Origin of the sequence: Paraburkholderia kirstenboschensis (assembly GCF_904848585.1) — a bacterium.
GTDB lineage: Bacteria > Pseudomonadota > Gammaproteobacteria > Burkholderiales > Burkholderiaceae > Paraburkholderia > Paraburkholderia kirstenboschensis.
The window spans coordinates 146763-170800 of record NZ_CAJHCR010000006.1; the positions used below are offsets into that span (position 1 = coordinate 146763).

Sequence of the window (24038 nt, forward strand, 5' to 3'; positions counted from 1 at the left end):
GCAGAGCTGTCGACCAGAGTTAGCGCTTCAGCGCTTACCCCGATCCCATGCAGCGCGAACTAAACGGTCTTTCAGTGTAGGCACAACACAGCGCATGCACAAAGCGGCGGCGCACGTGCACCTCCAAAGCCCGCTGGCCGATCGTCACGCTTCGTCGCGGCGCGGCACGCACCTGAACGAGGCGCATCGAACGCATGTGCACCAGATTCGTACGCCAAGCCGCATAAGCCGGCTCGCGTGGAGGCGCGCCGCAGCGCGCGAAGCCGCAGCAGGCCCCGCATCCCTCACATGGCATGTGCCTTGCAGTACACGAGCGGCAATCATGCGGCGCAAGCCCCGTGGCTGAAATCGACGCCCATAAACATTCATCATCAATGGCAAGGGGATACACATGAAACGTCGCAGTCTGTTGAAGTTCGGCTCCATGTCCGGCGCGCTCGCGCTTGCAGGTCGCGCGCCGTTCGCGCACGCACAGTCCGCGAGCGGTCCGATCAAGGTGGGCATCCTGCATTCCCTGTCCGGCACGATGGCGATCTCCGAGACATCGCTGAAAGACACCGCGCTCATGACGATCGCGGACATCAACAAGAACGGTGGCGTAATGGGCCGTCAGCTCCAGCCCGTAGTGGTCGACCCCGCTTCGAACTGGCCGCTCTTCGCCGAAAAAGCGCGTCAGCTGATCACGCAGGAAAAGTGCGCCGTGGTGTTCGGCTGCTGGACTTCGGTGTCGCGCAAGTCGGTGCTGCCGGTGTTCGAGGAGCTCAACGGCCTGCTCTTCTACCCGGTCCAATACGAAGGCGAAGAGATGTCGCGCAACGTGTTCTACACGGGCGCCGCGCCGAACCAGCAGGCGATCCCCGCAACCGAATATCTGATGAGCGCCGAAGGCGGCGGCGCTAAGCGCTTCTTCCTGCTCGGCACCGACTATGTGTATCCGCGCACGACCAACAAGATCCTGCGCGCGTTCCTGAAGTCGAAAGGCGTGCAGGAGGCCGACATCCAGGAGGTCTATACGCCGTTCGGTCATAGCGATTACCAGACCATCGTCGCGAACATCAAGACCTTCTCGCAAGGCGGCAAGACGGCCGTGATCTCGACGGTGAACGGCGACTCCAACGTGCCGTTCTATAAGGAACTCGGCAACCAGGGGCTGAAGGCTTCGGATGTGCCGGTCGTCGCCTTCTCGGTCGGCGAGGAAGAACTGCGCGGCATCGACACGAAGCCGCTGGTGGGCAACCTCGCGGCATGGAACTACTTCATGTCGGTACGCAACCCGGCCAACGAAAAGTTCAAGAAGCAATGGGCCGCGTGGGTCAAGGAGAACAATCTGCCTGGCGGCACCAAGCGCGTGACGAACGACCCGATGGAAGCCACTTTCGTCGGCATCCACATGTGGAAGCAGGCTGTCGAGAAGGCGAAGAGCACCGAAGTCGACAAGGTGCGCGTGGCGATGATCGGTCAGCAGTTCCCGGCGCCGTCGGGCTTCACGCTCGAAATGGACGGCAACCACCATCTGCACAAGCCGGTGATGATCGGCGAAGTACGCGCTGACGGTCAGTTCAACGTGGTGTGGCGCACCAAGACCGCGGTTCGCGCGCAGCCGTGGAGTCCGTTCATCGCAGGCAATGCAGGCAAGCCGGATGTGGTCAGCTCGATCCCCGCGTTTCTGAAGCGCTCGCGGATCGCTTAACGGCACCACGCATGACAGCGGCTCGAGTGGCCGCCGTCATGCGTCGAGGCGAACTCGCGGCGACCGTATTGGTGTTCGGCCTCGCGCAGTGAGTTCGCTGCGGATCCGGCATGCGCAGCAATCGCAGCAATCGCGACCGAACTGCGCGAGTGCCAGGCGAGCGATGACGGTCGTGATGCTTGCGACGCGTTCGGCTCGACACTGCCCCATGCAATCCGGCGGCCAAACGAAGCCGTGCAGCGTGCGGCGCAACATCGGCTCGCATTCAACCGGCGCGAAGCGCGCTTTGCAAAGCGCGTCGCCGGTAATTCCTCAAAGGCCATCATGGCGTTTTCATTCCTCACTTTTGCACAGCGGTTCGCGCGACGCAGCGTCAGCAGCGCCGCTTTTGCGTTGGTTACGTTGGGCGCGCTCGCGCCGCATGGCGCGTTCGCTCTGACTGCGGCCGATGTCGCGCCGCTCGCCGCCGACGACTTCGACGCGAAGTCCGCCGCCATCGACAAACTCATCGCCAATCACGACAAGGAGTCGGTCGCGGTGCTGAAGGCGTTGTCCGAAGACGGCGTGCTCGCCACCGACTCAGGCGCCGTCCTGCTGCAGGACGGCGACGCGACGCGCGACGCCGTCACCGGCAAGACCGTCGCCGCAAGCGACGCCCAGCCCGTCACGTTGAATAATCTGCTGCGCTCGAAAGTGGCGGGCGCGCTCTCGGGCATACAACTTGACTCGCCGGATCAAGCGACGCGACAGCAAGCCATCGACTCGCTGCTGAAAAACCCCGACCCGTCGATCAAACCGCTCGTCGATGCGGCCCGCGCGAAAGAAACCGACCCGGCGCTGAAGAAGCGCCTCGACACGCTGTGGGCGATGACCGCGCTGCATGACGCCGACGCGGCAAAACGTCTCGAAGCGGTGAAGCTCGTTGCCGAGCGACACGATCTAGATATGAACGAACTGCTGCGACCACTCGTGGCGAAGAAGCCCGACGGCACCTTCGCGGAAGCCGACGCTCGGGTGCGCGCCGCCGCACAAAGCGGCATCGACGAACTCGACGCAATCCAGCGCCGCGGCGAAATCGCCGGCACGCTGTTCGCGGGTCTGTCGCTCGGCAGCGTGCTGCTGCTCGCGGCACTCGGCCTCGCAATCACGTATGGCCTGATCGGCGTCATCAACATGGCGCACGGCGAATTTCTCATGATCGGCGCGTACGCCACGTATGTCGTGCAGAACCTCTTTCAGCGTTTCGCCCCCGGCGCGTTCGACTGGTATCCGCTCGTCGCGGTGCCCGCGTCGTTCGTGGCGGCGGCGCTCGTCGGCATCGTAATCGAGCGGCTCGTGCTCAAGCATCTGTATGGCCGTCCGCTCGAAACGCTGCTGACCACCTTCGGCATCAGCCTGATCCTGATTCAGGCAACGCGCATGCTGTTCGGCGCGCAGAACGTGCAGGTGGTCAATCCTTCGTGGATGAGCGGCGGCGTGACCGTGCTGGCGAACCTGATCCTGCCGTACAACCGCCTCGCGATTCTCGCGTTTTCGCTGATCGTCGTCGGCATTGCATGGGCCGTGTTGACGAAGACGCGCCTCGGACTCTTCGTGCGCGCCGTCACTCAAAACCGCCGCATGGCTGCATGCGTCGGCGTGAAGACCGCGCGGGTCGACTCGTATGCGTTCGCGTTCGGCGCGGGCATCGCTGGACTCGGCGGCTGCGCGCTGTCGCAGATCGGCAATGTCGGGCCGGACCTCGGGCAAAGCTACATCATCGATTCGTTCATGGCGGTCGTGCTCGGTGGCGTGGGTCAACTGGCGGGCACCGTGATCGGCGGCTTCGGACTCGGACTCGTAAGCAAGGCGATTGAGCCGTTCTGGGGCGCCGTGCTCGCGAAGATCGCGGTGCTCGTGCTGATCGTGCTGTTCATCCAGAAGCGTCCGCAGGGCATGTTTGCCCTCAAGGGCCGCAGCGCGGAGGCATGAGATGACATCTGCAACTTCCTCTTCGAGCGCGTCGGGTCATGTCGCTGCAACGGGCGGCAACTCGGCCGGCAGCTCAACCGACCGCGTCGCGCAGTCGGGCTTCGCCCTCGGCTTGCCGCCGCGTCCCGCACTGCTGTCGCGCCGCGCATGGCTTGCGCTAATCGCGCTGATCGTCGTGTTCGGCCTCGGCGTGCCGTTCGCTACGCTGGTGGTGCCGGAAGCGAGTCCGCTGCATCTGTCCGCTTACGCGACGACGATCACCGGCAAGTTCATGTGCTACGCGATCGCGGCGCTCGCGCTCGATCTGGTGTGGGGTTACTGCGGCATTCTGAGTCTCGGACATGCGCTCTTCTTCGCACTCGGCGGCTACGCGATCGGCATGTACCTGATGCGCGCAATTGGCCACGACGGCAAGTACGGCAGCGATCTGCCCGACTTCATGGTGTTCCTCGACTGGCATCAACTGCCGTGGTACTGGCAAGGCACGCAGCATCTGGGCTATGCGCTGCTGCTCGTCGTGCTGGTGCCCGCAGTGGTGGCCTGGGTGTTCGGCTTCTTCACGTTCCGCTCGCGCGTGAAGGGCGTGTATCTGTCGATCATCACGCAGGCGATGACGTTCGCTGCAATGCTGCTCTTCTATCGCAACGAGACGGGCTTCGGCGGCAATAACGGCTTCACCGATTTCAAGCGCATCGGCGGCTTTCCGATCACGCATCCCGGCACGCGCACTGCCCTGCTGCTCATCACGTTTGCCGTACTGATCGTCGCGTTCCTCGGCGCGCGTGCGATCGTCACCTCGAAGCTCGGCCGCGTCGTCACCGCCGTGCGCGACGGCGAGACGCGCCTGATGTTCCTCGGCTACAGTCCACTCGCGTACAAACTCTTCGTGTGGACCGTGTCCGCCGTCTTGTGCGGCATTGCGGGCGCGTTGTACGTGCCACAAGTCGGCATTATCAATCCGGGTGAGATGTCGCCTGGCAATTCGATCGAAATGGCCATCTGGGTGGCCGTGGGCGGACGCGGCACGTTGATTGGGCCGATTGTCGGCGCGTTCGCGGTGAACGGCGCGAAGAGCTTCTTCACGGCAAACTTCCCTGAATACTGGCTGTTCTTTCTCGGTCTGATTTTCGTGCTGGTCCCGCTGTTTCTGCCGAACGGCATCATGGGATTGGTCGAACTCGTGACGCGCAAGAGGAACCGCTCATGAACGAAAACCCGATGGTTCCCGATCTGGCTTTGCCCGAACACCCTTCTGAACACGCGTTGAGCGGCGTCGCGAGCATGGGGCACGTCGTTGTGCCCGGCGAGATCGACATTTCCCACGGCACGATCCTGTATCTCGAAGATGTGACCGTGAGCTTCGACGGCTTCCGCGCGTTGAATGCGCTGACGCTTTCTATCGACGCCGGCGAATTGCGTTGCATCATCGGACCGAACGGCGCGGGCAAGACGACGATGATGGACGTGATCACCGGCAAGACCGGGCCTGATTCGGGCAAGGTGTTTCTCGGCCAGTCGATCGACCTCACGCGAATGAACGAGCCGTCCATTGCGCGTGCCGGCATTGGACGCAAGTTCCAGAAGCCGACCGTTTTCGAGCAGCATCCCGTGTGGGAAAACCTCGAGCTCGCCATGAAGACCGACAAGGGATGGCTTGCGTCGTTGCGCGCGCGGCTCGATCGCGAAGCGCAAGCACGCATCGAAGAAACGCTCGTCCTCATCGGTCTGGAAACCGAGGCGCGGCGCCTTGCCGGCGAACTCTCGCATGGACAGAAGCAGCGGCTGGAAATCGGTATGTTGCTGATGCAGCAACCTGCGCTGCTGCTACTCGACGAACCCGCCGCCGGCATGACCGACGACGAGACGATGCAGTTGGCCGACCTCCTCAATCACCTGCGCGGCACGTGCTCGATGATGGTCGTCGAACACGACATGGAGTTCGTGAAGGCTCTGTCGGGCGATACCGGCAAGGTCACGGTGATGGCCGAAGGGCGCGTGCTCGCGCACGGCACGCTCGACGAAGTGAAACGCGACGAGACGGTGATCGAATCATATCTCGGTCGATGAGTGGGCCGTGAATCAAAGGGTCGAACGACATGCTTGAAGTAGAAAACCTGAACCAGTACTACGGCGGCAGCCACATTCTTCGCGACGTGAAGCTGACCGTGCCTGACGGCAAGCTCACCGTGCTGCTCGGCCGCAACGGCGTGGGAAAGACAACGCTGCTGCGCTGCCTGATGGGCGTCGTGCAGACGAAGAGCGGTTCCATCGCCTGGCGCGGCGCGCCGATCACGAAGCTGCCGACTTATTCGCGCGTCGAGAAAGGGCTCGCGTATGTGCCGCAGGGACGCGATATCTTTCCGCGGCTGACCGTCGAAGAAAATCTGCTGGTGGGCGCGGCTAGCAAGAAAGCGCCGAAGAAAATCCCCGATCGTATCTACGAGTTGTTTCCGGTACTGAAGGACATGCGCAGCCGGCGCGGCGGCGATCTGTCGGGCGGTCAGCAACAGCAACTCGCGATTGGCCGCGCGCTGATGAGCGATCCGCAACTTCTGATTCTCGATGAACCCACCGAAGGCATTCAGCCGTCGATCATTCAGGACATTGGGCGCACGCTGCGTCAACTGGTCGAAGAGATGGGCATGACCGTGTTGCTCGTCGAGCAGTACTACGACTTCGCAAAGGACATTGCCGATCGCTATTGGGTGATGAGCCGCGGCGAGATCGTCGCGGGCGGCGAAGGCGCCAATATGGACGCCGACGGCGTGCGTGCGCTGATCGCCGTGTGAGTCTTGAGCGCTGGTAGGCGTGCTATGCTCGGCGCGTCTTGTGGCGCATGTTCTGTGACGCAAGTCCTGTCTTGCTGCACGCTCTGTCCTGACAACTCGATCGCACGTTTATTCGCATGTCGCTTCACGAAAATCACGTCACGCTCGCTACTGTGCAACCCCAGGCGCAGAGCGGTGCGCATGCGCAATGGCGAGCGCGTCTCGAACTTGGGTTCGTCAGGCATGGCGAGCGCACTGCCCTGCAGCATCGGCTGCACGATGGGCCGCTGCGTGTGCAACGGCCGTTATATCCGGAAGGTCAGAGCGTTTGTCATGCAGTGATCGTGCATCCGCCCGGCGGCGTCGCGGGCGGCGATCAACTCGATATCAACGTGAATGTCGGTGCTCATGCGCATGCGGTGATCACGACGCCTGGCGCGACCAAGTGGTACAAATCGAATGGACGCGCCGCGCGGCAGACTATCGCCGTGCACGTTGCCGGGAATGCGAAGCTCGACTGGCTGCCGCAAAACAATATCGTGTTCGACCATGCGAATGCGATGCTCGATTTTTCCCTGACGCTCGACGAAGGCGCTACCGCGATTGGCTGGGATGCGACGCAGCTTGGGCGGCAGGCGGCGGGCGAGCGGTGGTCGGCGGGGAGCTTGCGGGCCGTGTCGCGGATCGTGCGCGCTAACGGCGAGTTGTTATGGCTCGAACGTGCGGCTCTTCGCGCCGAGGATCCGCTGCGCGATGCGGCGCAAGGGCTCGGTGGATTTCCTGCTTATGGGACGCTTTGGGCGGTTGGCGCGGCTTGCGACGACGCGCTCGCGGAAGCGCTGACCGCACAGCTTCCATTCGATGATTCGCTGCGCGCGGCCGCTTCTTGCGTGACTGGCGGCGTATTGCTTGTACGGGCTGTTTCGCGATCAATGGAGACGTTGCAGCGCGCTTTGACGCAATGCTGGTTGCAGTTGCGGCCTGTCGTGCATGGGGTTGAGGCGGTGCCTTTGAGGATTTGGGCGACGTAGGTTTCCGCTCTGTGCTTTTTCACCGACCTTCCATGCAATAGCGTGGCATGCCAGACGTGCCCCTCTGCCCGGCGCCATTACAGTGTTGCTCCTGCGCCCAGCCTTAGAGGCACAGACCTCCTTGATCTTTCGTCGCAGTCTCAGCAACGCACACGGCCGATCCGTCGATTGGCGCGGCGCAGGACGATCAATACTGAGACGACCGGCGACCGACTGTTTTCCATCTTCCCCCGCTGACATTGACGCCCGCCGTGGGCGTTTTTTTACGCCCGCTATCAGACAAATCTTGACGAATTATCACAAGGCGGGCGTCTTTTTCGGATTGTCCTGATACCCAGATCGTCTGGGATTCTTCGGAATGGATTGCGGATGTGTGCACCGTTTGAGCATAAGCCTCTGACACCGCACGTCCCATTCCCATCACTTTGGAGTCCCCCTATGGCACAGGACATTTTCATCAAGATCAACGGCATTGACGGCGAATCGCAGGATGCGGTGAAATGAGAAAAAGCCTCGTGGCCAAGCTATTACGATACGTCGTCTGGATGGCAATATCCCTCACCGGCGGATGGCGGCTGACGTACCACATCGATGACATGTTTCCGGGCAACATGCCCGATTCCGTCGATATGTTCATCCGCTTCTGTCTGGAGGTCGTAGGGCGCAGTGATCTGGCGAACCCGGACGATATGGAAGTGCTCGCCTTGCTTCTCTACTGGGCAGTAGCTGCCCTACTCGTCGGCGCGCTTCTCTTTCTTTGCTACATCGGAGCACGCGCGTTATTGCTTAAAAGAAGGCCGTAGTTATTGCCAGGCGAAGAGCGCACGCGTCGGAACAGACTCGACCAGAGGAGCACCCACCTGACCGGGTGCTCTATCAGTCAACCGGAACGCCCTCGTCGTTCAACGACTCGTTGCTCGTTCAACGTTCACCCGAATCCGCGCGGCAATGCGATGCAACGGAAACTGGTCATCATACTTTCACCGCGTAAGACACGCCCGCACCAACTCGGCGCTTACGCGAGCCCTCGCATGGTGCACTGGCCCGCAAACCTCCCCACCAGCCCCCGCCGCACCACGATGGCACACACCTTGCGTTGCTAGCGGCCGATGCTGCCGCTTCCTCGACGCCAGCCGCCTGCCCGCCACCACCACAGCTACTACAAATGAACCGACCAACGCTCCGTTCCGCGCGCCGTACCGTCCTCGCCGCACTGCTCGTCTCGCCCCTGCTCGCGATCACCGCACCCGCGGCTCACGCGGACACACTCGATAACATCGCGAAGGCAGGCGTGCTCAAGGTCGCCGTGCCGGAAGACTATCCGCCGTTCGGTTCCGTCGGCCCCGACATGAAGCCGCAGGGCTATGACATCGACACCGCCGCGCTGCTCGCGAAGTCGATGAACGTGAAGCTCGAACTGGTGCCCGTCAACAGCGCGAACCGCATTCCCTATCTGCAAACGAACAAGGTCGATCTGGTGATTTCGTCGCTCGGCAAGACGCCCGACCGCGAAAAAGTGATCGACTTCTCCAACGCCTACGCGCCGTACTATCAGGGCGTGTTCGGTCCCGCCGACATCAAGGTCAGCGGCCCCGCCGATCTGACCGGCAAAACGGTCGGCGCGACGCGCGGCGCGCTCGAGGAACTCGGTCTCACACAAATGGCGCCCAACGCCACGATCAAACGCTTCGAGGACAACAACGCGACCATCGCCGCGTTCCTGTCTGGTCAGGTTCAGTTGATCGCCGCGGGCAACATCGTCGCGGCCGCGATCCTCGCGAAGAATCCGCCGCGCCGTCCGGAGCCGAAGTTCGTCATCAAGAACTCGCCGTGTTTCGTCGGCATGAACAGGAACGAACCGCGCCTGCAGCAGAAGGTGAACGCCGCCATCGCGCAAGCAAAGCAGGACGGCACGCTCAACACGATGTCGAAGAAGTGGTTCGGCGCAGCGTTGCCTGCGGATCTGTAAGCGCGTCGTTAGCCGGGCTTGATAGCGTCGCTGTTCTGTCCGGCATTGCATGGGTCGCATCCGCGGCCCGCAACGCATATCATTGTCGCAGCCTGATCCTTTCGGATCGGGCGCAACCACCGCACTCATTCGATGAAGCTGACACCTCGCGAGAAGGACAAGCTGCTGATCTTCACCGCCGCGCTGCTTGCCGAACGGCGCCGCGCACGCGGCCTCAAACTGAATTATCCGGAAGCGGTCGCCTTCATCACCGCCGCGCTGATGGAAGCGGCGCGCGACGGCAAGACCGTCGCCGAGGTCATGCACTACGGCACGACGCTGCTCACTCGCGACGACGTCATGGAAGGCGTGCCCGAGATGATCCCCGACATCCAGGTCGAAGCCACCTTCCCCGACGGCACGAAGCTCGTCACCGTTCATCATCCGATTCCCTGATCCGCTGAATCCCGCTAAACCTATCAAGGCACGCCCATGATTCCCGGCGAACTCATCACCGACGACGGCGAACACGAACTCAACGCGGGCCGCGCCACCGTCACGGTGCTCGTGTCGAATACCGGCGACCGGCCGGTGCAGATCGGCTCGCATTACCACTTCTACGAAGTGAACGACGCACTCGCCTTCGACCGCGAAGCCGCACGCGGCTTCAGGCTGAACATCGCTGCGGGCACCGCCGTGCGTTTCGAGCCCGGCCAGGAGCGCACCGTCGAACTCGTCGAACTGGCGGGCGAACGCATTGTGTACGGCTTCAACGGCAAGGTGATGGGCAAGCTGTGACGTGCCGCGTGCGCTCATCGGCTTGAACCGCCCTGCTCATTTCCGGACTGACATCATGACCTTACGCATTGGCCGCCGCGCATACGCGGAAATGTTCGGCCCCACCACCGGCGACCGCGTGCGTCTCGCCGACACCGAGTTGCTGATCGAAGTGGAGCGCGACTTCACCACGTATGGCGAAGAAGTGAAATTCGGCGGCGGCAAGGTGATTCGCGACGGCATGGGCCAGTCGCAGCGCGTGCATGCCGACGTCGTCGATACGGTTGTGACCAACGCGGTGATTCTCGATCACTGGGGCATCGTGAAGGCCGACATCGGCATCAAGAACGGCCGCATCGCCGCTATCGGCAAGGCGGGCAATCCCGACATTCAGCCGAACGTCACGATCGCAATCGGTGCATCCACGGAGGTGATCGCGGGCGAAGGGCTGATCGTCACGGCGGGCGGCATCGACACGCATATTCACTTCATCAGTCCGCAGCAGATCGAAGAAGCGCTCGCCAGCGGCGTGACGACGATGCTCGGCGGCGGCACCGGTCCGGCAACGGGCACCAATGCCACGACCTGCACGCCGGGTCCGTGGCATCTCGAACGCATGTTGCAAGCGGCCGACGGCTATCCGATGAACCTCGGCTTCCTCGGCAAGGGCAACGTGAGCCAGCCGCAGCCCGCGCTCGAACAGATCGCGGCGGGCGCAATCGGCCTGAAGCTGCACGAGGACTGGGGCACGACGCCGGCCGCGATCGACAACTGCCTGTCCGTCGCCGACGATACCGACACCCAGGTCGCCATTCACACGGATACGCTGAACGAAGCGGGTTTCGTCGAAGCGACCGTGGCTGCGTTCAAGGGCCGCACGATCCATACGTATCACACGGAAGGCGCGGGCGGCGGCCATGCGCCCGACATCATCAAGGTATGCGGCGAAGCGAACGTGCTGCCTTCTTCGACGAATCCGACGCGGCCCTACACCGTCAACACGCTCGAAGAGCATCTCGACATGCTGATGGTGTGCCACCACCTGGACCCGTCGATTGCGGAAGACATTGCGTTCGCCGAATCGCGCATTCGCCGCGAGACCATCGCCGCGGAAGACATCCTGCACGATCTCGGCGCTCTCTCGATGCTCTCGTCGGATTCGCAGGCGATGGGGCGCGTGGGCGAAGTGATCATCCGCACGTGGCAGACCGCGCACAAGATGAAAGTGCAACGCGGCGCGCTGCCCGAGGACACCGCACGTCACGACAATTTCCGCGCGAAGCGTTATGTCGCCAAGTACACGATCAACCCGGCAATCACGCACGGCATTGCGCATGAAGTCGGTTCCATCGAGCCCGGCAAGTGGGCCGATCTCGTGTTTTGGGAGCCGGCGTTTTTCGGCATCAAACCGTCGTTGATCCTCAAAGGCGGCATGATCGCAATGGCGCAGATGGGCGACCCGAACGCGTCGATTCCAACGCCGCAGCCGGTGCATTATCGCGAGATGTTCGCCACGCGCGGCGGTGCGCTCGGACGCACGTCGCTGACTTTCGTTTCGCAACTCGCCGCCGATGCAGGCGTCGCCGAGCGCTATGGCCTGAACAAGCGTATCGTGGCCGTGAAGAACTGCCGCAACATCACGAAGGCGGACATGATCCACAACGCGTGGCGCCCGTCGATCAGCGTCGATCCGGAAACCTATCAGGTGATCGCCGACGGTCAACTGCTGACCTGCGAACCGGCAACTATCTTGCCGATGGCGCAACGCTATTTTCTGTTCTGACCATGCGCACACTCGACAAACTGGTTGCACCGCATCTCAAACTCGCGCCGGTGCTTGTAAAGCGCGCGCCGACGCTGACGCTCGCTTTCGACGAGCGTCGCAAGAGCCGCCTTGCGGCCACGCTCGATAGCGGCGAAGAAGTCGCCGTGCTGCTGCCGCGCGGCACCGTGCTGCGCGATGGCGATGTGCTGGTCGCAGACGATGGCGGTCTCGTGCGAGTAGTCGCCGCGCCGGAAGCGGTGCTGGTGGTCCGTGCGAAAGACACGTTGACGCTCACACGTGCGGCGTACCACCTGGGCAATCGCCATACGCCGGTGGAAGTCGGCGCGGATTACCTGAAGCTCGAATACGATCCGGTGCTGGCCGATATGCTGAAGCGTATCGGCGCGACGGTCGATCAGGTTTCGATGCCGTTTCAGCCGGAGTCCGGCGCGTACGGCGGCGGCCATAAGCATGGCCATGACGAGACGTTCGCCGAAGACTACGCGTTGGCGCAGCAGGTGTTCGGCGAGCATCATGGGCATGAGCATTCGCATGATCATGAGCACGGGCATGAGCACGGGCATGGCCACGGGCACGGGCAAGAGCAGGAAGGCCACGTCCACGACGAATCTTGCGGCCACGCGCATCACCATCACCATGCGCATCGCTGAACTCACCGCGCTTTTGCACCTTGCGTCGCCGGCGCTGCCCATCGGCGCCTTCAGCTACTCCCAAGGTCTCGAAGCGGCGATCGAAGCGCAACTGATCACCGACGCCGATTCGGCGCGCGCCTGGATCGCGAGCGGCTTGACCGACGTGCTCGCGCATGGCGAACTGCCTTTTCTCGCGCATCAGATTGAGCGCTGGCGCACGCACGACGCTACTGGGCTCGCGCAAGCGAATAGCGAGTTCCTCGCGAGCCGCGAGTCGGCCGAATTGCGGCGTGAAACCGAACAGATGGGCTGGTCGCTGCGACAACTGTGCGCATCGCTCGAATGGGGCGATGCGGCACGGCGCGCGACGCTGGCTTCGATGACGCCGCTCGCGCAACCCACGGCGTTCGCCTTCGCAGCGTATGCGCACGATGCCGCCGTCGACGCTGCTCTTGCCGCGTACGCATTTAGCTGGGTCGAGAACCAGGCCGCCGCCGCATTAAAAGCCGTGCCATTGGGGCAACTGGCGGGGCAACGCATCATCGTCGCGTTGCGCGAGCCGATCGATGCTGCGGTCAAGCGCGCTTTAGCCACGTCGCCGGAAAACATCAATACCTTCGCGCCGCAACTCGGCATTCTGTCGGCGCGTCACGAGTCGCAGTATTCGCGGCTTTTTCGCTCATAAAACGATCCATCATGAACGCACCTCATCATCCTGCTCACTCGTCCGTCCGTACGAAGAAACTGCCGCCGCTGCGCGTGGGCGTCGGTGGCCCGGTCGGCTCGGGCAAGACAACGTTGCTCGAAATGCTCTGCAAGGCGATGCGCGAACGGTACGACCTGGTCGCGATCACCAACGACATCTATACGAAAGAAGATCAGCGCCTGTTGACGGTGGCGGGCGCGTTGCCGGCCGAGCGGATCATGGGTGTCGAGACGGGCGGCTGTCCGCATACCGCGATTCGCGAGGACGCATCGATCAACCTCGAAGCTGTCGACCGCATGCTCACGCGTTTTCCGGACGCGGACATTGTCTTTATCGAATCGGGCGGCGATAACCTCGCGGCGACCTTCAGCCCGGAACTGTCGGATCTGACGATTTACGTGATCGACGTGGCAGGCGGCGAGAAAATTCCGCGCAAGGGCGGCCCGGGCATTACGAAGTCCGATCTGCTCGTGATCAACAAGACGGACCTCGCGCCGATGGTCGGCGCGAACCTCGACGTGATGGCTTCCGACGCGAAGAAAATGCGCGGCGAGCGGCCTTTTGTGATGAGTAATCTGAAGGCGCTCGACGGGTTGGACGACGTGGTGCGGTTTATCGAGCGAAAGGGGTTGTTGAAGGTTTGAGGGCTGACGCGCTGAGTCTGCCCAGCACTGCCCTCACTCCGGCAATATCGCCATCAATACATCCACGGTACGCGCGGTCGCCCCGCGATGACGCGCGGCAAACGCCGAGGCCGCGCCGCCCATCATGAGCCGCCGCGCCTTGTCGTTGAAGAGTTCGCGCAGCGCTCGCGCCAGATCGGCCGGATCCTGCACCTGCACCGCCGCGCCCGCGGCGACTGCATCGGCCGTGGCCTGCGTGAAGTTGAACACGTGCGGCCCGATTAGCACGGGCACGCCCACCGCGCAGGCTTCGATCAGATTCTGTCCGCCGAGCGGCAACAGACTGCCGCCGATAAACGCGAGGTCCGAGGCCGCATAATAAGCGCCCAGTTCGCCCATCGAATCGCCGAGCAGCACATTCACGTCCGCCGGCAATGCGGGCACACCGCTGCTCGAAGCCGCTGACGCAACTTTCGCATCGGGCGCCCACGTCGAACGTCGCGCGAGTCGCAGCCCGGCTTTCTCGACGAGCGCCGCAACTTCGTTAAAGCGCTGTGGATGGCGCGGCACGAGAATCAACAGCGCACCTTCAACGCCGAGGGCCGCGAACGCTTGCAACACGAGTTCCTCTTCGCCTTCGCGTGTACTTGCCGCCACCCACACCGGGCGCGCGCCGATTGCCGCGCGCCACGCATGACCGCGCGCCGCCAGTTCCGGCGGCGTGCTCATGTCGAACTTGAGATTGCCCAGTACCGCGACGTTGCGCGCGCCCAGCGCGGTCAACCGTTCCGCGTCCGATGGACTCTGCGCCAGCACGCGCGCAAAGCCGCCGAACACGTCCTTCGTCGCGCCGCCGAATTTCGCCGCGCGCTTATATGAGCGCGCTGACATCCGCGCGTTGGTCAACACCAGTTGCACGTCGGCGCGCCGGCATTCGTCGATCAGCGTGGGCCACACCTCGGTTTCCATTACCAGACCGAGCGACGGCCGCCACGCGCGCAAAAAGCGCCGCACCGCGTGCGGCATGTCGTACGGCAGATAGCTGCGCAACACGCGGTCGCCGAAAATCTGCTCGCCGGTCGCGCGCCCGCTCGGCGTCATGTGAGTCAACAGAATGCGTGCGTCCGGACGCGCTTTGATGAGCGCCTCGATCAGCGGTTGCGCGGCACGCGTCTCACCTACCGACACCGCGTGCACCCAGATCAACGGCGCGTTGTCTTCGGGCAAACGTCCGCGAACATAGCCGAAGCGCTCGCCGATATGTTGACGATAACCGCGCTCCTTGCGTGAACGAATCAGCAGACGCAGCACGGCGACCGGCGCGATGATCCACCAGAGCGCGTTATAGATTGCCCTCAGCATCGGCGCTCCGCATGATGCAACCGCACAGCGTGCAGCTCGCGAATACAGTGCCGATGCAATTGACCTTGCATGACCGCATAGTCGGGCACCGGCGCGCGACGGTGCACAAAGTCCCGTGAGCCGGAACGAACGGCGGCGCTCAAACCAGCGCCCTGCCCTTCAGGCGTTCAAGTATGCCGAGCGGCGCACATTCGGGTTGCACCATTGCCTTGACCGGCAGGAAGAAAGTCTGCTCGAGCATGAACTGACCGGACATCACAGCGTGCGAAGTCTGATCGGAGAAGCACACCCACACGCTGCCCGGCGGAAACGGCAGGGTCTCCTGCGGGCTTGTCTTCTGATATTCGAGGTCAGCCTTCATGCCGTCGTGCAGATGGAGCATCAAATGGTCGTACTCGCTGCGCGGCGATTTGGTTACGTGCAACAGATTCAGCAACCACGCTGCGCCAGGCATTTGCGGCTTGATGTGCGGCAGAAAGCGTTTGGCCATGTCCTCGAACGGTTCGCCGACTCGCCACACGCGCGGCACGCCATTCGGATTGACGTTGGTGAACACACGCAGAATGCGTTCGCCGTAATTGGGCCGCGACGGAAACGCGTCCACATGCAAGCGGCTATCGTCCTTGCGCCATGACGTTTGCCGTGTTTCCACCTGATGCAGCCGCAAACTCGTGGGCGCCACGCGCAGCTTGCCGTTGTATTCGGGAAAGAGCCCGTCGACGAGCGTGCGCGCATTCGCCTGGTAACGCGCGATCAACGCGCGCACCGCGGACTGCGTGACGGCGTTGCCTGCCACGCCGTGCAATGCGCCGCCATTCGGTTCGAGGCTGATGTTCTTGCGGTTCGGATCGGCCAGCGCGGGATCGAGCAGCGCCTGCTCGCCGCCTTCAATCGCGAAACGCAGGTTCGGGAAATACAGCACCTTGCCGCGTTCGACGCCGGCGAGCAGCGTCTCACGCGGCACGGACAGGTTGCGCGCGTGCCAGTCGGCATTCGCTACTTCGATGATCTGGGTTTCGTTCATGATCGCCCTTGGAAACGGATGATGCGTGAGGCGAAGCACACCGGACGAATCACAACAGTCCGAAGCCGGCAAGCGCGGACTTCACCTGTTGCAGCGTGGGCGGTTGCCCTGCCGTGCCGAGATTGACGACGTTGGGGGACCAGTAGCCGCCGGTGCGCCACGCGGTCGCGAAATTGTACAACTCGACCGTGGGCCGCTTAAGCGCCGCTGCAATGTGAACTAGACCTGTGTCAACGCCGACTGTCGCGGCCGCGCCTTCAAGCAGGCCGACCACCGCGGGCAACGACAGCTTGGGCGGCACGATGGCCGCCGCGCCGAACTCTTTCGCAAGACGCTCGCTCGTCGCGCGCTCGGCCTCGCTGCCCCACGGCAAGACGATCGACGCGCCGCGCCGCACGAGCGACTGCCCCAACTCGATCCACGCGGTATCGGGCCATTGCTTGTCGGCGCGCGAGGTCGCGTGCACGAACACCACGTAAGGCACAGGAAGATTGAGATTCGCCGCCGACAACGCCAACGCGGCGCGCCGCGTGTCGATGCCAAAATCGATTTCGTCGGTAGGTTGCGGCTGCGGGTCGTTCAGCGCCGCGGCCACCAGCTGCCGCGTGCGCTCGACCACATGCGTGCGCGGCTCGATCGGCACGCGCTTGTCGTAAAAGAAGCGCACCGGCCATTCGAAGCCCGCGCCGTCAGTGCGATTTGCGAGGCCGACGAGCGGTCCGCGCGCCATGCTCGCGACCCACGCGGTCTTGATGAGCCCCTGGCAGTCGATCACCAGATCGTAGTTCTCGGCCGCGAGCGCGCGGCGGAATGCGCCGATCTCGCGCCAGTTGCCGACCGACAGAATGCGCTTGCGCCAGCGTCGCAGCGAGACGGGGATCGCGCGCCGCACGCCGGTCACGAGTTCGACAAGCCCCACGAAACTTTCCTCGACGAGCCAGTCGATCTGCGCCTCGGGATGACGGCGCCGGATATCGGCGATCACCGGCATGTTGTGAACGACGTCGCCCAATGACGACACCCTCACGATCAATATCTTTTGCACGCTCAAGAGTGGGAAAACCGGTTATCCGGCCCGAAGATGCATTGAAAGAAGCCCAACGAAACCTAAGGCTTCGCGTGAGACTTCCAGCGAGAGATGACAGAACGCAGACGTTATGTCACCAGGACGGCAATTCTAGCGCGACCCGGCTGGCTGGCATGAAAAAACGCGGCGCGGTAAGTGAAACCCGCGCCGCGTTCTGGCCGATGGCCGCGGCTCGCCGACAACTTCAGCGAACCGCCCCGCCGTTCGAACGTTTAGAACGGCAGCTTTGCGTCGGCTTTCTCCGCGAGAATCACGCGGCGGAAGTCTTCCTGAATGCGCTTGAGTGCCGCGTCGTTATCGGCTTCAAAACGCATGACCACGACCGGCGTGGTGTTCGAGGAACGCGCGAGGCCGAAGCCGTCCGGGTACTCGACACGCAGGCCGTCGATCTTCACGACCTCGTCGGCGCCGGTGAATTGCGCGTTCTGCTGCAAGCGTGCGATGAGTTCGAAGTTCTCGCCTTCCTCGAGTTTCAGTTGCAGTTCGGGCGTGGAGTTCGAGTTGGGCAGCGAGTTGAGCAGCTTGCTCGGGTCTTCCACACGCGTGAGGATTTCCAGCAGACGCGCGCCGGTGTACAGGCCGTCGTCGAAACCGTACCAGCGGTCCTTGAAGAACACATGGCCGCTCATTTCGCCCGCGAGCGGCGCGCCGGTTTCGCGCAGCTTCGCCTTCACGAGCGAGTGGCCGGTCTTCCACATGAGCGGCTCGCCGCCCTTGTCCTTCACCCACTTCGCGAGATTGCGGGTGCACTTCACGTCGTAGATGATCTGCGCGCCCTTGTTGCGCGACAGCACTTCTTCGGCGAACAGCATCAGTTGGCGGTCCGGATAAATGATCTGGCCGTCTTTGGTGACGACGCCGAGGCGGTCGCCGTCGCCGTCGAAGGCAAAGCCGATTTCCGCGTCCGTTTCCTTCAGCGCGCGAATCACGTCCTGAAGGTTTTCCGGATGCGCCGGGTCCGGGTGATGGTTCGGGAAGTTGCCGTCGATTTCCGTAAAGAGTTCGACGAGTTCGCAACCGAGCTTCTTGAAGAGCTTGGGCGCGAGGCCGCCGGCGACGCCGTTGCCGGTGTCCACCACGATCTTGATCGGGCGCGAGAGCTTGACGTCGCTCGTAATGCGCTCGAGGTACGCATCGGCAATGTCGTACTCGGCGTAGGTGCCGCTGCCTTCGGAGAAGTTTTCGTCGACGATGCGCTGATGCAGCGCGAGAATCTGCTCGCCATAAATCGCGGAGCCGCGCAGCACCATCTTGAAGCCGTTGTAGTCCGGCGGATTGTGACTACCCGTCACGACGATGCACGAATCGACGCGCCGTTCGCCGCCCTCGAGTTGCAACGGCACGCTCGCAGCGAAGTAGCCGACCGGGGTAGGCACCATGCCGACATTGACCACGTCGACGCCGGCCGCACGCAGCCCGTCGGACAATGTCTGGATCAATTCCGGACCCGACAGGCGACCGTCACGCGCGACCACCACGGCGTCGCCGCCTTGTGCACGCACTTCGCTGCCGAACGCACGGCCGATCGAACGCGCTGCATCCGCGTCGAGCGTCTTGCCGATTACGCCGCGAATGTCATATGCCTTGAAAATAGATTTGGAGATCATGTTGGCTCACTTGCGTGCAATGGGAAAATTTTGACCGGCGCAGTCATGCTTGATCGGTAAATCATAGCGACTGGACATGATGCTGCGCCCTTGCCGGAGGCAATCCGGTTCCAACTCTTATAATTGCGCTTTTCGGACCAGCCTAGTAACGCCATTCTAATGCTTAGACGCCCTCCATTTGTAAAGTTGCCAAGGCCGCCCATGCCTCGACGGCCGGCCAGGTGGGCAGACTCGCGCCAAACGCATTGGCGGGCACTTACCGGATGCTGACGCTCAAGCGCTTCGCCAATCCCGACGTCACGCGCGCCTTCACGAATATTGTCTGGCTCGGTCTCGAACGGCTCACGCAAATCGGCGTGGCCATTGCGATCAGCGGCATGCTCGCGCGTTACTTCGGGCCGGACACATTCGGCAAATGGCAATACGCCAATACGCTGCTGCTGGTGCTTTCGCCTATCACCTGGGTATGCGGCGCGGAGATTCTCGTGCCCACCATTGTCGAGCGGCCGCCCGCGCAGCTCGGCACCGTGCTCGGCAGCGCATTCGCGCTGCGCTTTTCTGTGTCGGTCGCAGCACTGCTGCTGACGTGGCTCGGCATTGCGCTCAATCTGTTCGATCCGCTCGTCGGCGCGATGCTCGCGGGGCTCGCCGTCACGATGCTGTTTCGCGAACCGTTCGTCGGCGTGATCAATGCGTGGCTGCAGAGCATGACGTACAGCAAGCCGCAATTGCTCACGAGCATGAGCACCGCGGTGATCAAGGCGGGCTTCGTCTATCTGCTCGTGCGCGCCGCTGCACAACCCGCGCGCTTCGGCTGGCTGTGGGCGCTCGAGTCTGCGGCCATCGGCAGTGTACTGGTGGTCTATTACATTCGTCGGCATGGCGGCAAGCTGGGGTTGCATTTCGACCGCTCGCTCTTCAAACACTTCGCGAGCGCAGGCACGGTGTTCTGGCTCGGCCTGATCTGTATGTATCTGTTCCTGAAACTGGATCGGCTCATGTTGGAGCGAGCCATTTCGTTCGCCGATCTCGGGCGCTATTCCGCCGCGCAGCAGTTGAACGAAAACTGGATTACGCTCGCGCTGATGCTCGCGCAGACCATCGCGCCCGCGTTCGTCTACCGGGTGCAGCAAGCCGCGCAGTTACGCCGTAACGTGTGGCGCCTTACCGCGATGACCGCCGCGTTGATGATCGCGGGCGCCGTGGTGCTCGATCTGCTCGCCGGCTTTATCATTCGCCGCGTGTTCGGGCCGGGCTTCGAAGGCGCGATCGATATCTTCCGCTGGGCCGTGTGGCTCTCCGTGCCCGCCGGCATCGAGGCAATCGGCAATCTGGTCGTTCTCAAATATCAGGCGAAGTTCGTGTTGCTGTTCAAATGGCTGCTCGCGCTGGCCGTTGCGTTCGTCGTGAACCTGCTGGCGATTCCGCGGCTCGGCGCTTATGGTGCCCTCGTGGGCCTTGCATGCGGTTATCTTGCGGCGGCGTCGGTTAATCTTTATTACATTCGTTTCAAATTGCGCCCATGACGCTTACCGCCGTCGACACGCCGCCGCACTGCCTCGAAGATGTCGCGGTGCTGATTCCCGCCTACAACGGCCAGGCCGACGTCGATCTTACGCTCGCGTCGTTCAATGAAAGTGCGCTGGTGCACGTTCTGATCGTCGATGACGGCAGCACGCCGCCCATCGTCGCGCCAACGCTTTCCAACCTGCAAATCGAAGTGTTGCGCATGCCGCAGAACGGCGGCATCGAGCGTGCGTTGCAAACCGGTATCGACGCGCTTGCACAACGCGGCTTTCGCTATGCCGCTCGTATAGACGCGGGCGACCGCAGCGTGCCGCAACGGCTTGCGAAGCAGCGTGCGTACATGGAAGCGCATCCGCAAGTGGCCGGGCTTGGCATGTGGACGCAGGTGGTCACGCGTGCCGGCGCGCCGCTTTTCATGCTGACACCGCCCGCCGAACCGGCAGCGATCCGCCGACTGCGGTTCTTCCGCTTATGCCTCGCGCATCCTTCCATGATGCTGCGTATCGACGCCGTGCGCGCCGTCGGCAACTACCGCGCGACGTATCCGTCGGCGGAAGACCTGGATCTGTTCGTGCGTCTGATGGAGCGTTACGACTGCGCGAACCTGCCGGAACTGGGCCTCTACTACGAACTGAACGAAGGCGGCATCAGCGCGACCAGGCGCCGCCGCCAGGTCCTCTCGACGCTGCGGCTGCAACTGCGCTACTTCGACGTCGCGAATCCCTATGACTGGTTCGGCCTCGCCAAGAATCTGCTGCATCTCGTGACACCGTATCGCGCATTGCAGCGGGTCAAACGCAGCCTGCTCGCGCCGCGCGCGAGTCATTGATCCGCATTGTCACGTCGGTTCGCCCTTTCATTCACCGCCGAGCACTTTCCCGCATGAAGCCAGCCCTGAAGTCGACGCCCGCGTTGCGAATTACACTCGTGTGTAACACCGCCTGGGCAATCTATACGTATCGGCAAGGGCTGATTCGCATGCTGGTGGGACGCGGCGTCGACGTGACGGTGCTCGCGCCGCGCGACCGCACGTTCGAACTACTTACGGCAATGGGCTGCCGCTGCATCGAATTGCCGGTCGCCTCCAAAGGCACCAATCCGCGCGACGACCTGCGCACGTTGTACTCGCTGTACCGGCGCTACCGCGCGATCCGCCCGCACGCCGTGTTCCACTATACGATCAAGCCGAATATCTACGGCTCGATCGCCGCGAAACTCGCGGGCGTGCAGTCGGTGGCGGTGACGACGGGCCTCGGCTATGTGTTCATCCAGCGAAGCCGCGCCGCGCAGGTGGCCAAAAAGCTGTATCGTTTCGCGTTCCGTTTCCCACGCGAAATATGGTTTTTGAATCGCGACGATCAGACAGCGTTTGTCGAACAGAATTTGTTAGTGCATCCTGAACGCGCCCGGCTGTTACACGGTGAAGGCGTCGATCTCGAACAGTTCGGTTTTACGCCTCTGCCCGAGCGCGCGGAATTCAAGTTCGTTCTGATTGGCCGTTTGCTGTGGGACAAGGGCGTCGGCGAATACGTGGAAGCTGCGCGGCAACTCCGCCAACGTTACCCGCAAGCGCGTTTTCAGCTGCTCGGTCCGGTCGGCGTCGACAACCCGAGCGCGATCACACGCGACGAAGTGGCGGCCTGGGAACGGGAAGGCATCATCGACTATCTCGGCGAGGCGCATGACGTGCGGCCTTTTATCGCCGATGCGGATTGCGTCGTCTTGCCGTCGTATCGCGAAGGCGTGCCGCGCACGCTGATGGAAGCGTCGGCGATGGGCCGGCCGATTGTCACGACCGACGTGCCCGGGTGCCGCGAAGTGGTGGCGCACGGGGTCAATGGACTGCTTTGCGAAGCGCACAGCGCGGAGAGCCTCGCCGCGGCGCTCGCCAGAATGCTCGATATGAGCGGCGCCGAGCGCCGCGCCATGGCAGAACGCGGCCGGCAGAAAGTCGCGCAGGAGTTCGACGAACGCGTCGTCGTCGAAACGTATAAGGACCTGGTGCAAAAAATGACAGGCGTTTTACTTTAACGGAGCAACAGCATGACCACGAAGGGCACGATTCTGGTAACGGGCGGCGCGGGCTTCATCGGTTCGCACACCTGCGTCGAACTGCTGAACGGTGGCTACGACGTCGTGGTGATCGACAATCTCGTGAACAGCAACCGCGAGTCGCTGCGGCGCGTGGAGCGAATCGCAGGCCGCGCCGTCGCGTTCTACGAAGCGGACGCGCGCGACGAGGCCGCGCTCAACCGTGTTTTCGACGCGCACCCGATTACCGGCGCAATCCACTTTGCCGCGCTGAAAGCGGTGGGCGAGTCGGTTGCGAAGCCGATCGAGTACTACAGCAACAACGTGGGCAGCCTGCTCGCGCTGCTTGGCGTGATGCGCGATCGCAACGTGAAGCAGTTCGTGTTCAGTTCGTCGGCGACGGTGTACGGCGTGCCGAAAAGCTCGCCCATCGACGAATCGTTTCCGCTGTCGGCCACGAACCCGTATGGTCAGTCGAAGCTGATTGCCGAACAGGTGTTGCGCGATCTCGAAGTGGCCGATCCCTCGTGGCGCATTGCCACGCTGCGCTATTTCAATCCGGTCGGCGCGCATGAGAGCGGGCTGATCGGCGAAGATCCGGCGGGCGTTCCGAACAACCTGATGCCGTATGTCGCGCAGGTCGCGGTCGGCAAGCTCGACAGGCTGCGCGTGTTCGGCGGCGACTATGAAACGCCGGACGGCACCGGCGTGCGTGACTATATTCACGTGGTGGATCTCGCGCGCGGGCATCTGGCCGCGCTCGATGCGCTCGTCAAACGCGACGCGAGCTTCGTTGTCAATCTCGGGACAGGCCAGGGCTACAGCGTGATCGACGTGGTGAAGGCGTTCGAAAAGGCGTCGGGGCGGCCGGTGCCGTATGAGATCGTGGCGCGCCGTCCGGGCGATGTGGCGTCATGCTTTGCCGATCCGCGCGCCGCATTGGAACTGCTCGGCTGGCGCGCGGAGTTCGGCATCGAAAGAATGTGTGCGGATCACTGGCGGTGGCAGTCGGCAAATCCGGACGGCTTTCGCTGATCCCTGTCGCGGCGAGGTTGCACGGATGCCACTAAACGCGGCATCCGTGCATTTCTGCCCGCTGTCTCCCGCCCCCTGCTTCCGTCTGACTCCCTTTCCCGGTACCGCCACGACGTTTTGCTGAGTATGCAGCCCGATGTCTGATTCGCGACAGGGATACGGGCGCTTTACTTCACTCAGGCTGCCAAGCCTGACACGCTGCCAGCGCTGCCGCAGACGGATGGTGCTGCCACGCCATTGCGCAGCGTTGAGGCAGCCCCCCCCGTTTGCCGCACCCCATGCTATCGATCAGGACGGGCCATGAGCCATCCACAAGGCGGCGACGACGAAAGCGCCACTCAGTATCGCAGCGAGAACGGCGAGCATCAGAACGCCCCTACCATCGTCTCTCGTGATAAGGAAATGGCCTACGAGCTTGCGCACTGATTTCATC

The 24038-nt window shown here is 62.9% G+C and carries 23 protein-coding genes; 19 read left to right on the forward strand and 4 right to left on the reverse strand.

The annotated features are described in order from the left end of the window. The first annotated feature begins 391 nt into the window (after positions 1-391). From urtA to ureG, 14 genes are all read left to right on the forward strand, one after another. Positions 392-1690: an urea ABC transporter substrate-binding protein gene (gene urtA, locus JMY24_RS18420; protein ID WP_128594434.1), complete on the forward strand. Its 1299-nt coding sequence runs from the start codon at positions 392-394 to the stop codon at positions 1688-1690. A 324-nt stretch (positions 1691-2014) separates the two neighbouring features. Beyond that, positions 2015-3661: an urea ABC transporter permease subunit UrtB gene (gene urtB / locus JMY24_RS18425; RefSeq protein WP_128594433.1), complete on the forward strand. Its 1647-nt coding sequence runs from the start codon at positions 2015-2017 to the stop codon at positions 3659-3661. A 1-nt stretch (position 3662) separates the two neighbouring features. After that, a complete protein-coding gene (urtC, locus tag JMY24_RS18430) occupies positions 3663-4868 on the forward strand; it encodes an urea ABC transporter permease subunit UrtC (protein ID WP_128594432.1) in 1206 nt (401 codons plus the stop codon). After that, positions 4865-5728 carry an urea ABC transporter ATP-binding protein UrtD gene (urtD, locus tag JMY24_RS18435; RefSeq protein WP_128585060.1) on the forward strand — a complete coding sequence of 288 codons (864 nt, stop codon included), beginning with the start codon at positions 4865-4867 and terminating at the stop codon, positions 5726-5728. Before urtC ends, urtD begins: the two co-directional genes overlap by 4 nt. 29 nt (positions 5729-5757) lie before the next feature. Continuing rightward, positions 5758-6450, forward strand: coding sequence for an urea ABC transporter ATP-binding subunit UrtE (urtE, locus tag JMY24_RS18440; RefSeq protein ID WP_020065119.1), 693 nt, complete (start codon positions 5758-5760; stop codon positions 6448-6450). Positions 6451-6566: 116 nt separating this feature from the next. Continuing rightward, positions 6567-7460: an urease accessory protein UreD gene (locus JMY24_RS18445; protein WP_128594431.1), complete on the forward strand. Its 894-nt coding sequence runs from the start codon at positions 6567-6569 to the stop codon at positions 7458-7460. A 500-nt stretch (positions 7461-7960) separates the two neighbouring features. Continuing rightward, positions 7961-8263 carry a hypothetical protein gene (locus JMY24_RS18450; protein WP_128594430.1) on the forward strand — a complete coding sequence of 101 codons (303 nt, stop codon included), beginning with the start codon at positions 7961-7963 and terminating at the stop codon, positions 8261-8263. Positions 8264-8625: 362 nt separating this feature from the next. Further along, positions 8626-9429 carry a transporter substrate-binding domain-containing protein gene (locus JMY24_RS18455; RefSeq protein ID WP_128594429.1) on the forward strand — a complete coding sequence of 268 codons (804 nt, stop codon included), beginning with the start codon at positions 8626-8628 and terminating at the stop codon, positions 9427-9429. 132 nt (positions 9430-9561) lie between these two features. Further along, positions 9562-9864 (forward strand): urease subunit gamma, encoded by a 303-nt coding sequence (gene ureA, locus JMY24_RS18460; protein ID WP_006048588.1) that lies wholly within the window; start codon positions 9562-9564, stop codon positions 9862-9864. 36 nt (positions 9865-9900) lie between these two features. Further along, positions 9901-10206 (forward strand): urease subunit beta, encoded by a 306-nt coding sequence (locus JMY24_RS18465; protein WP_020065115.1) that lies wholly within the window; start codon positions 9901-9903, stop codon positions 10204-10206. Between the two features lie 55 nt (positions 10207-10261). Further along, on the forward strand, positions 10262-11968 hold the full coding sequence (gene ureC / locus JMY24_RS18470) for an urease subunit alpha (protein WP_128594428.1): 1707 nt from the start codon (positions 10262-10264) through the stop codon (positions 11966-11968). A 2-nt stretch (positions 11969-11970) separates the two neighbouring features. Further along, on the forward strand, positions 11971-12621 hold the full coding sequence (gene ureE / locus JMY24_RS18475; protein ID WP_128594427.1) for an urease accessory protein UreE: 651 nt from the start codon (positions 11971-11973) through the stop codon (positions 12619-12621). Further along, positions 12608-13288, forward strand: coding sequence for an urease accessory protein UreF (locus tag JMY24_RS18480; protein ID WP_128594440.1), 681 nt, complete (start codon positions 12608-12610; stop codon positions 13286-13288). Before ureE ends, JMY24_RS18480 begins: the two co-directional genes overlap by 14 nt. An 11-nt stretch (positions 13289-13299) precedes the next feature. After that, the gene (gene ureG, locus JMY24_RS18485) at positions 13300-13953 is read left to right on the forward strand and encodes an urease accessory protein UreG (RefSeq protein WP_128594426.1); all 654 of its coding nucleotides are present in this window, start codon (positions 13300-13302) and stop codon (positions 13951-13953) included. 33 nt (positions 13954-13986) lie between these two features. Here the strand turns inward: ureG and waaA are convergent, their stop codons facing one another. The 4 genes from waaA to JMY24_RS18505 all read right to left on the reverse strand — a co-directional run bounded on the left by waaA (position 13987) and on the right by JMY24_RS18505 (position 19012). After that, positions 13987-15294: a lipid IV(A) 3-deoxy-D-manno-octulosonic acid transferase gene (gene waaA / locus JMY24_RS18490; RefSeq protein ID WP_128585064.1), complete on the reverse strand. Its 1308-nt coding sequence runs from the start codon at positions 15292-15294 to the stop codon at positions 13987-13989. A 139-nt stretch (positions 15295-15433) separates the two neighbouring features. Beyond that, on the reverse strand, positions 15434-16318 hold the full coding sequence (locus JMY24_RS18495; RefSeq protein ID WP_128585065.1) for a Kdo hydroxylase family protein: 885 nt from the start codon (positions 16316-16318) through the stop codon (positions 15434-15436). Between the two features lie 49 nt (positions 16319-16367). Then, complete coding sequence (gene waaC / locus JMY24_RS18500; protein WP_328809224.1) at positions 16368-17369, reverse strand: lipopolysaccharide heptosyltransferase I; 1002 nt, start codon at positions 17367-17369, stop codon at positions 16368-16370. A gap of 248 nt (positions 17370-17617) precedes the next feature. Then, a complete protein-coding gene (locus JMY24_RS18505) occupies positions 17618-19012 on the reverse strand; it encodes a phosphomannomutase/phosphoglucomutase (RefSeq protein ID WP_128594425.1) in 1395 nt (464 codons plus the stop codon). A 263-nt stretch (positions 19013-19275) separates the two neighbouring features. On the opposite strand from JMY24_RS18505, the gene JMY24_RS18510 reads away from it, so the two are divergent. The 5 genes from JMY24_RS18510 to JMY24_RS39250 all read left to right on the forward strand — a co-directional run bounded on the left by JMY24_RS18510 (position 19276) and on the right by JMY24_RS39250 (position 24031). Then, positions 19276-20538 (forward strand): oligosaccharide flippase family protein, encoded by a 1263-nt coding sequence (locus JMY24_RS18510; protein ID WP_128594439.1) that lies wholly within the window; start codon positions 19276-19278, stop codon positions 20536-20538. Next, positions 20535-21368: a glycosyltransferase gene (locus tag JMY24_RS18515; RefSeq protein ID WP_128594424.1), complete on the forward strand. Its 834-nt coding sequence runs from the start codon at positions 20535-20537 to the stop codon at positions 21366-21368. The genes JMY24_RS18510 and JMY24_RS18515 overlap by 4 nt, the downstream gene beginning before the upstream one ends. Before the next feature lie 53 nt (positions 21369-21421). Further along, complete coding sequence (locus JMY24_RS18520; RefSeq protein WP_128594423.1) at positions 21422-22570, forward strand: glycosyltransferase family 4 protein; 1149 nt, start codon at positions 21422-21424, stop codon at positions 22568-22570. Between the two features lie 12 nt (positions 22571-22582). Next, complete coding sequence (galE, locus tag JMY24_RS18525) at positions 22583-23605, forward strand: UDP-glucose 4-epimerase GalE (protein WP_128594422.1); 1023 nt, start codon at positions 22583-22585, stop codon at positions 23603-23605. Between the two features lie 300 nt (positions 23606-23905). Further along, complete coding sequence (locus JMY24_RS39250) at positions 23906-24031, forward strand: hypothetical protein (RefSeq protein WP_268960796.1); 126 nt, start codon at positions 23906-23908, stop codon at positions 24029-24031. The last annotated feature ends 7 nt before the right edge of the window (positions 24032-24038 follow it).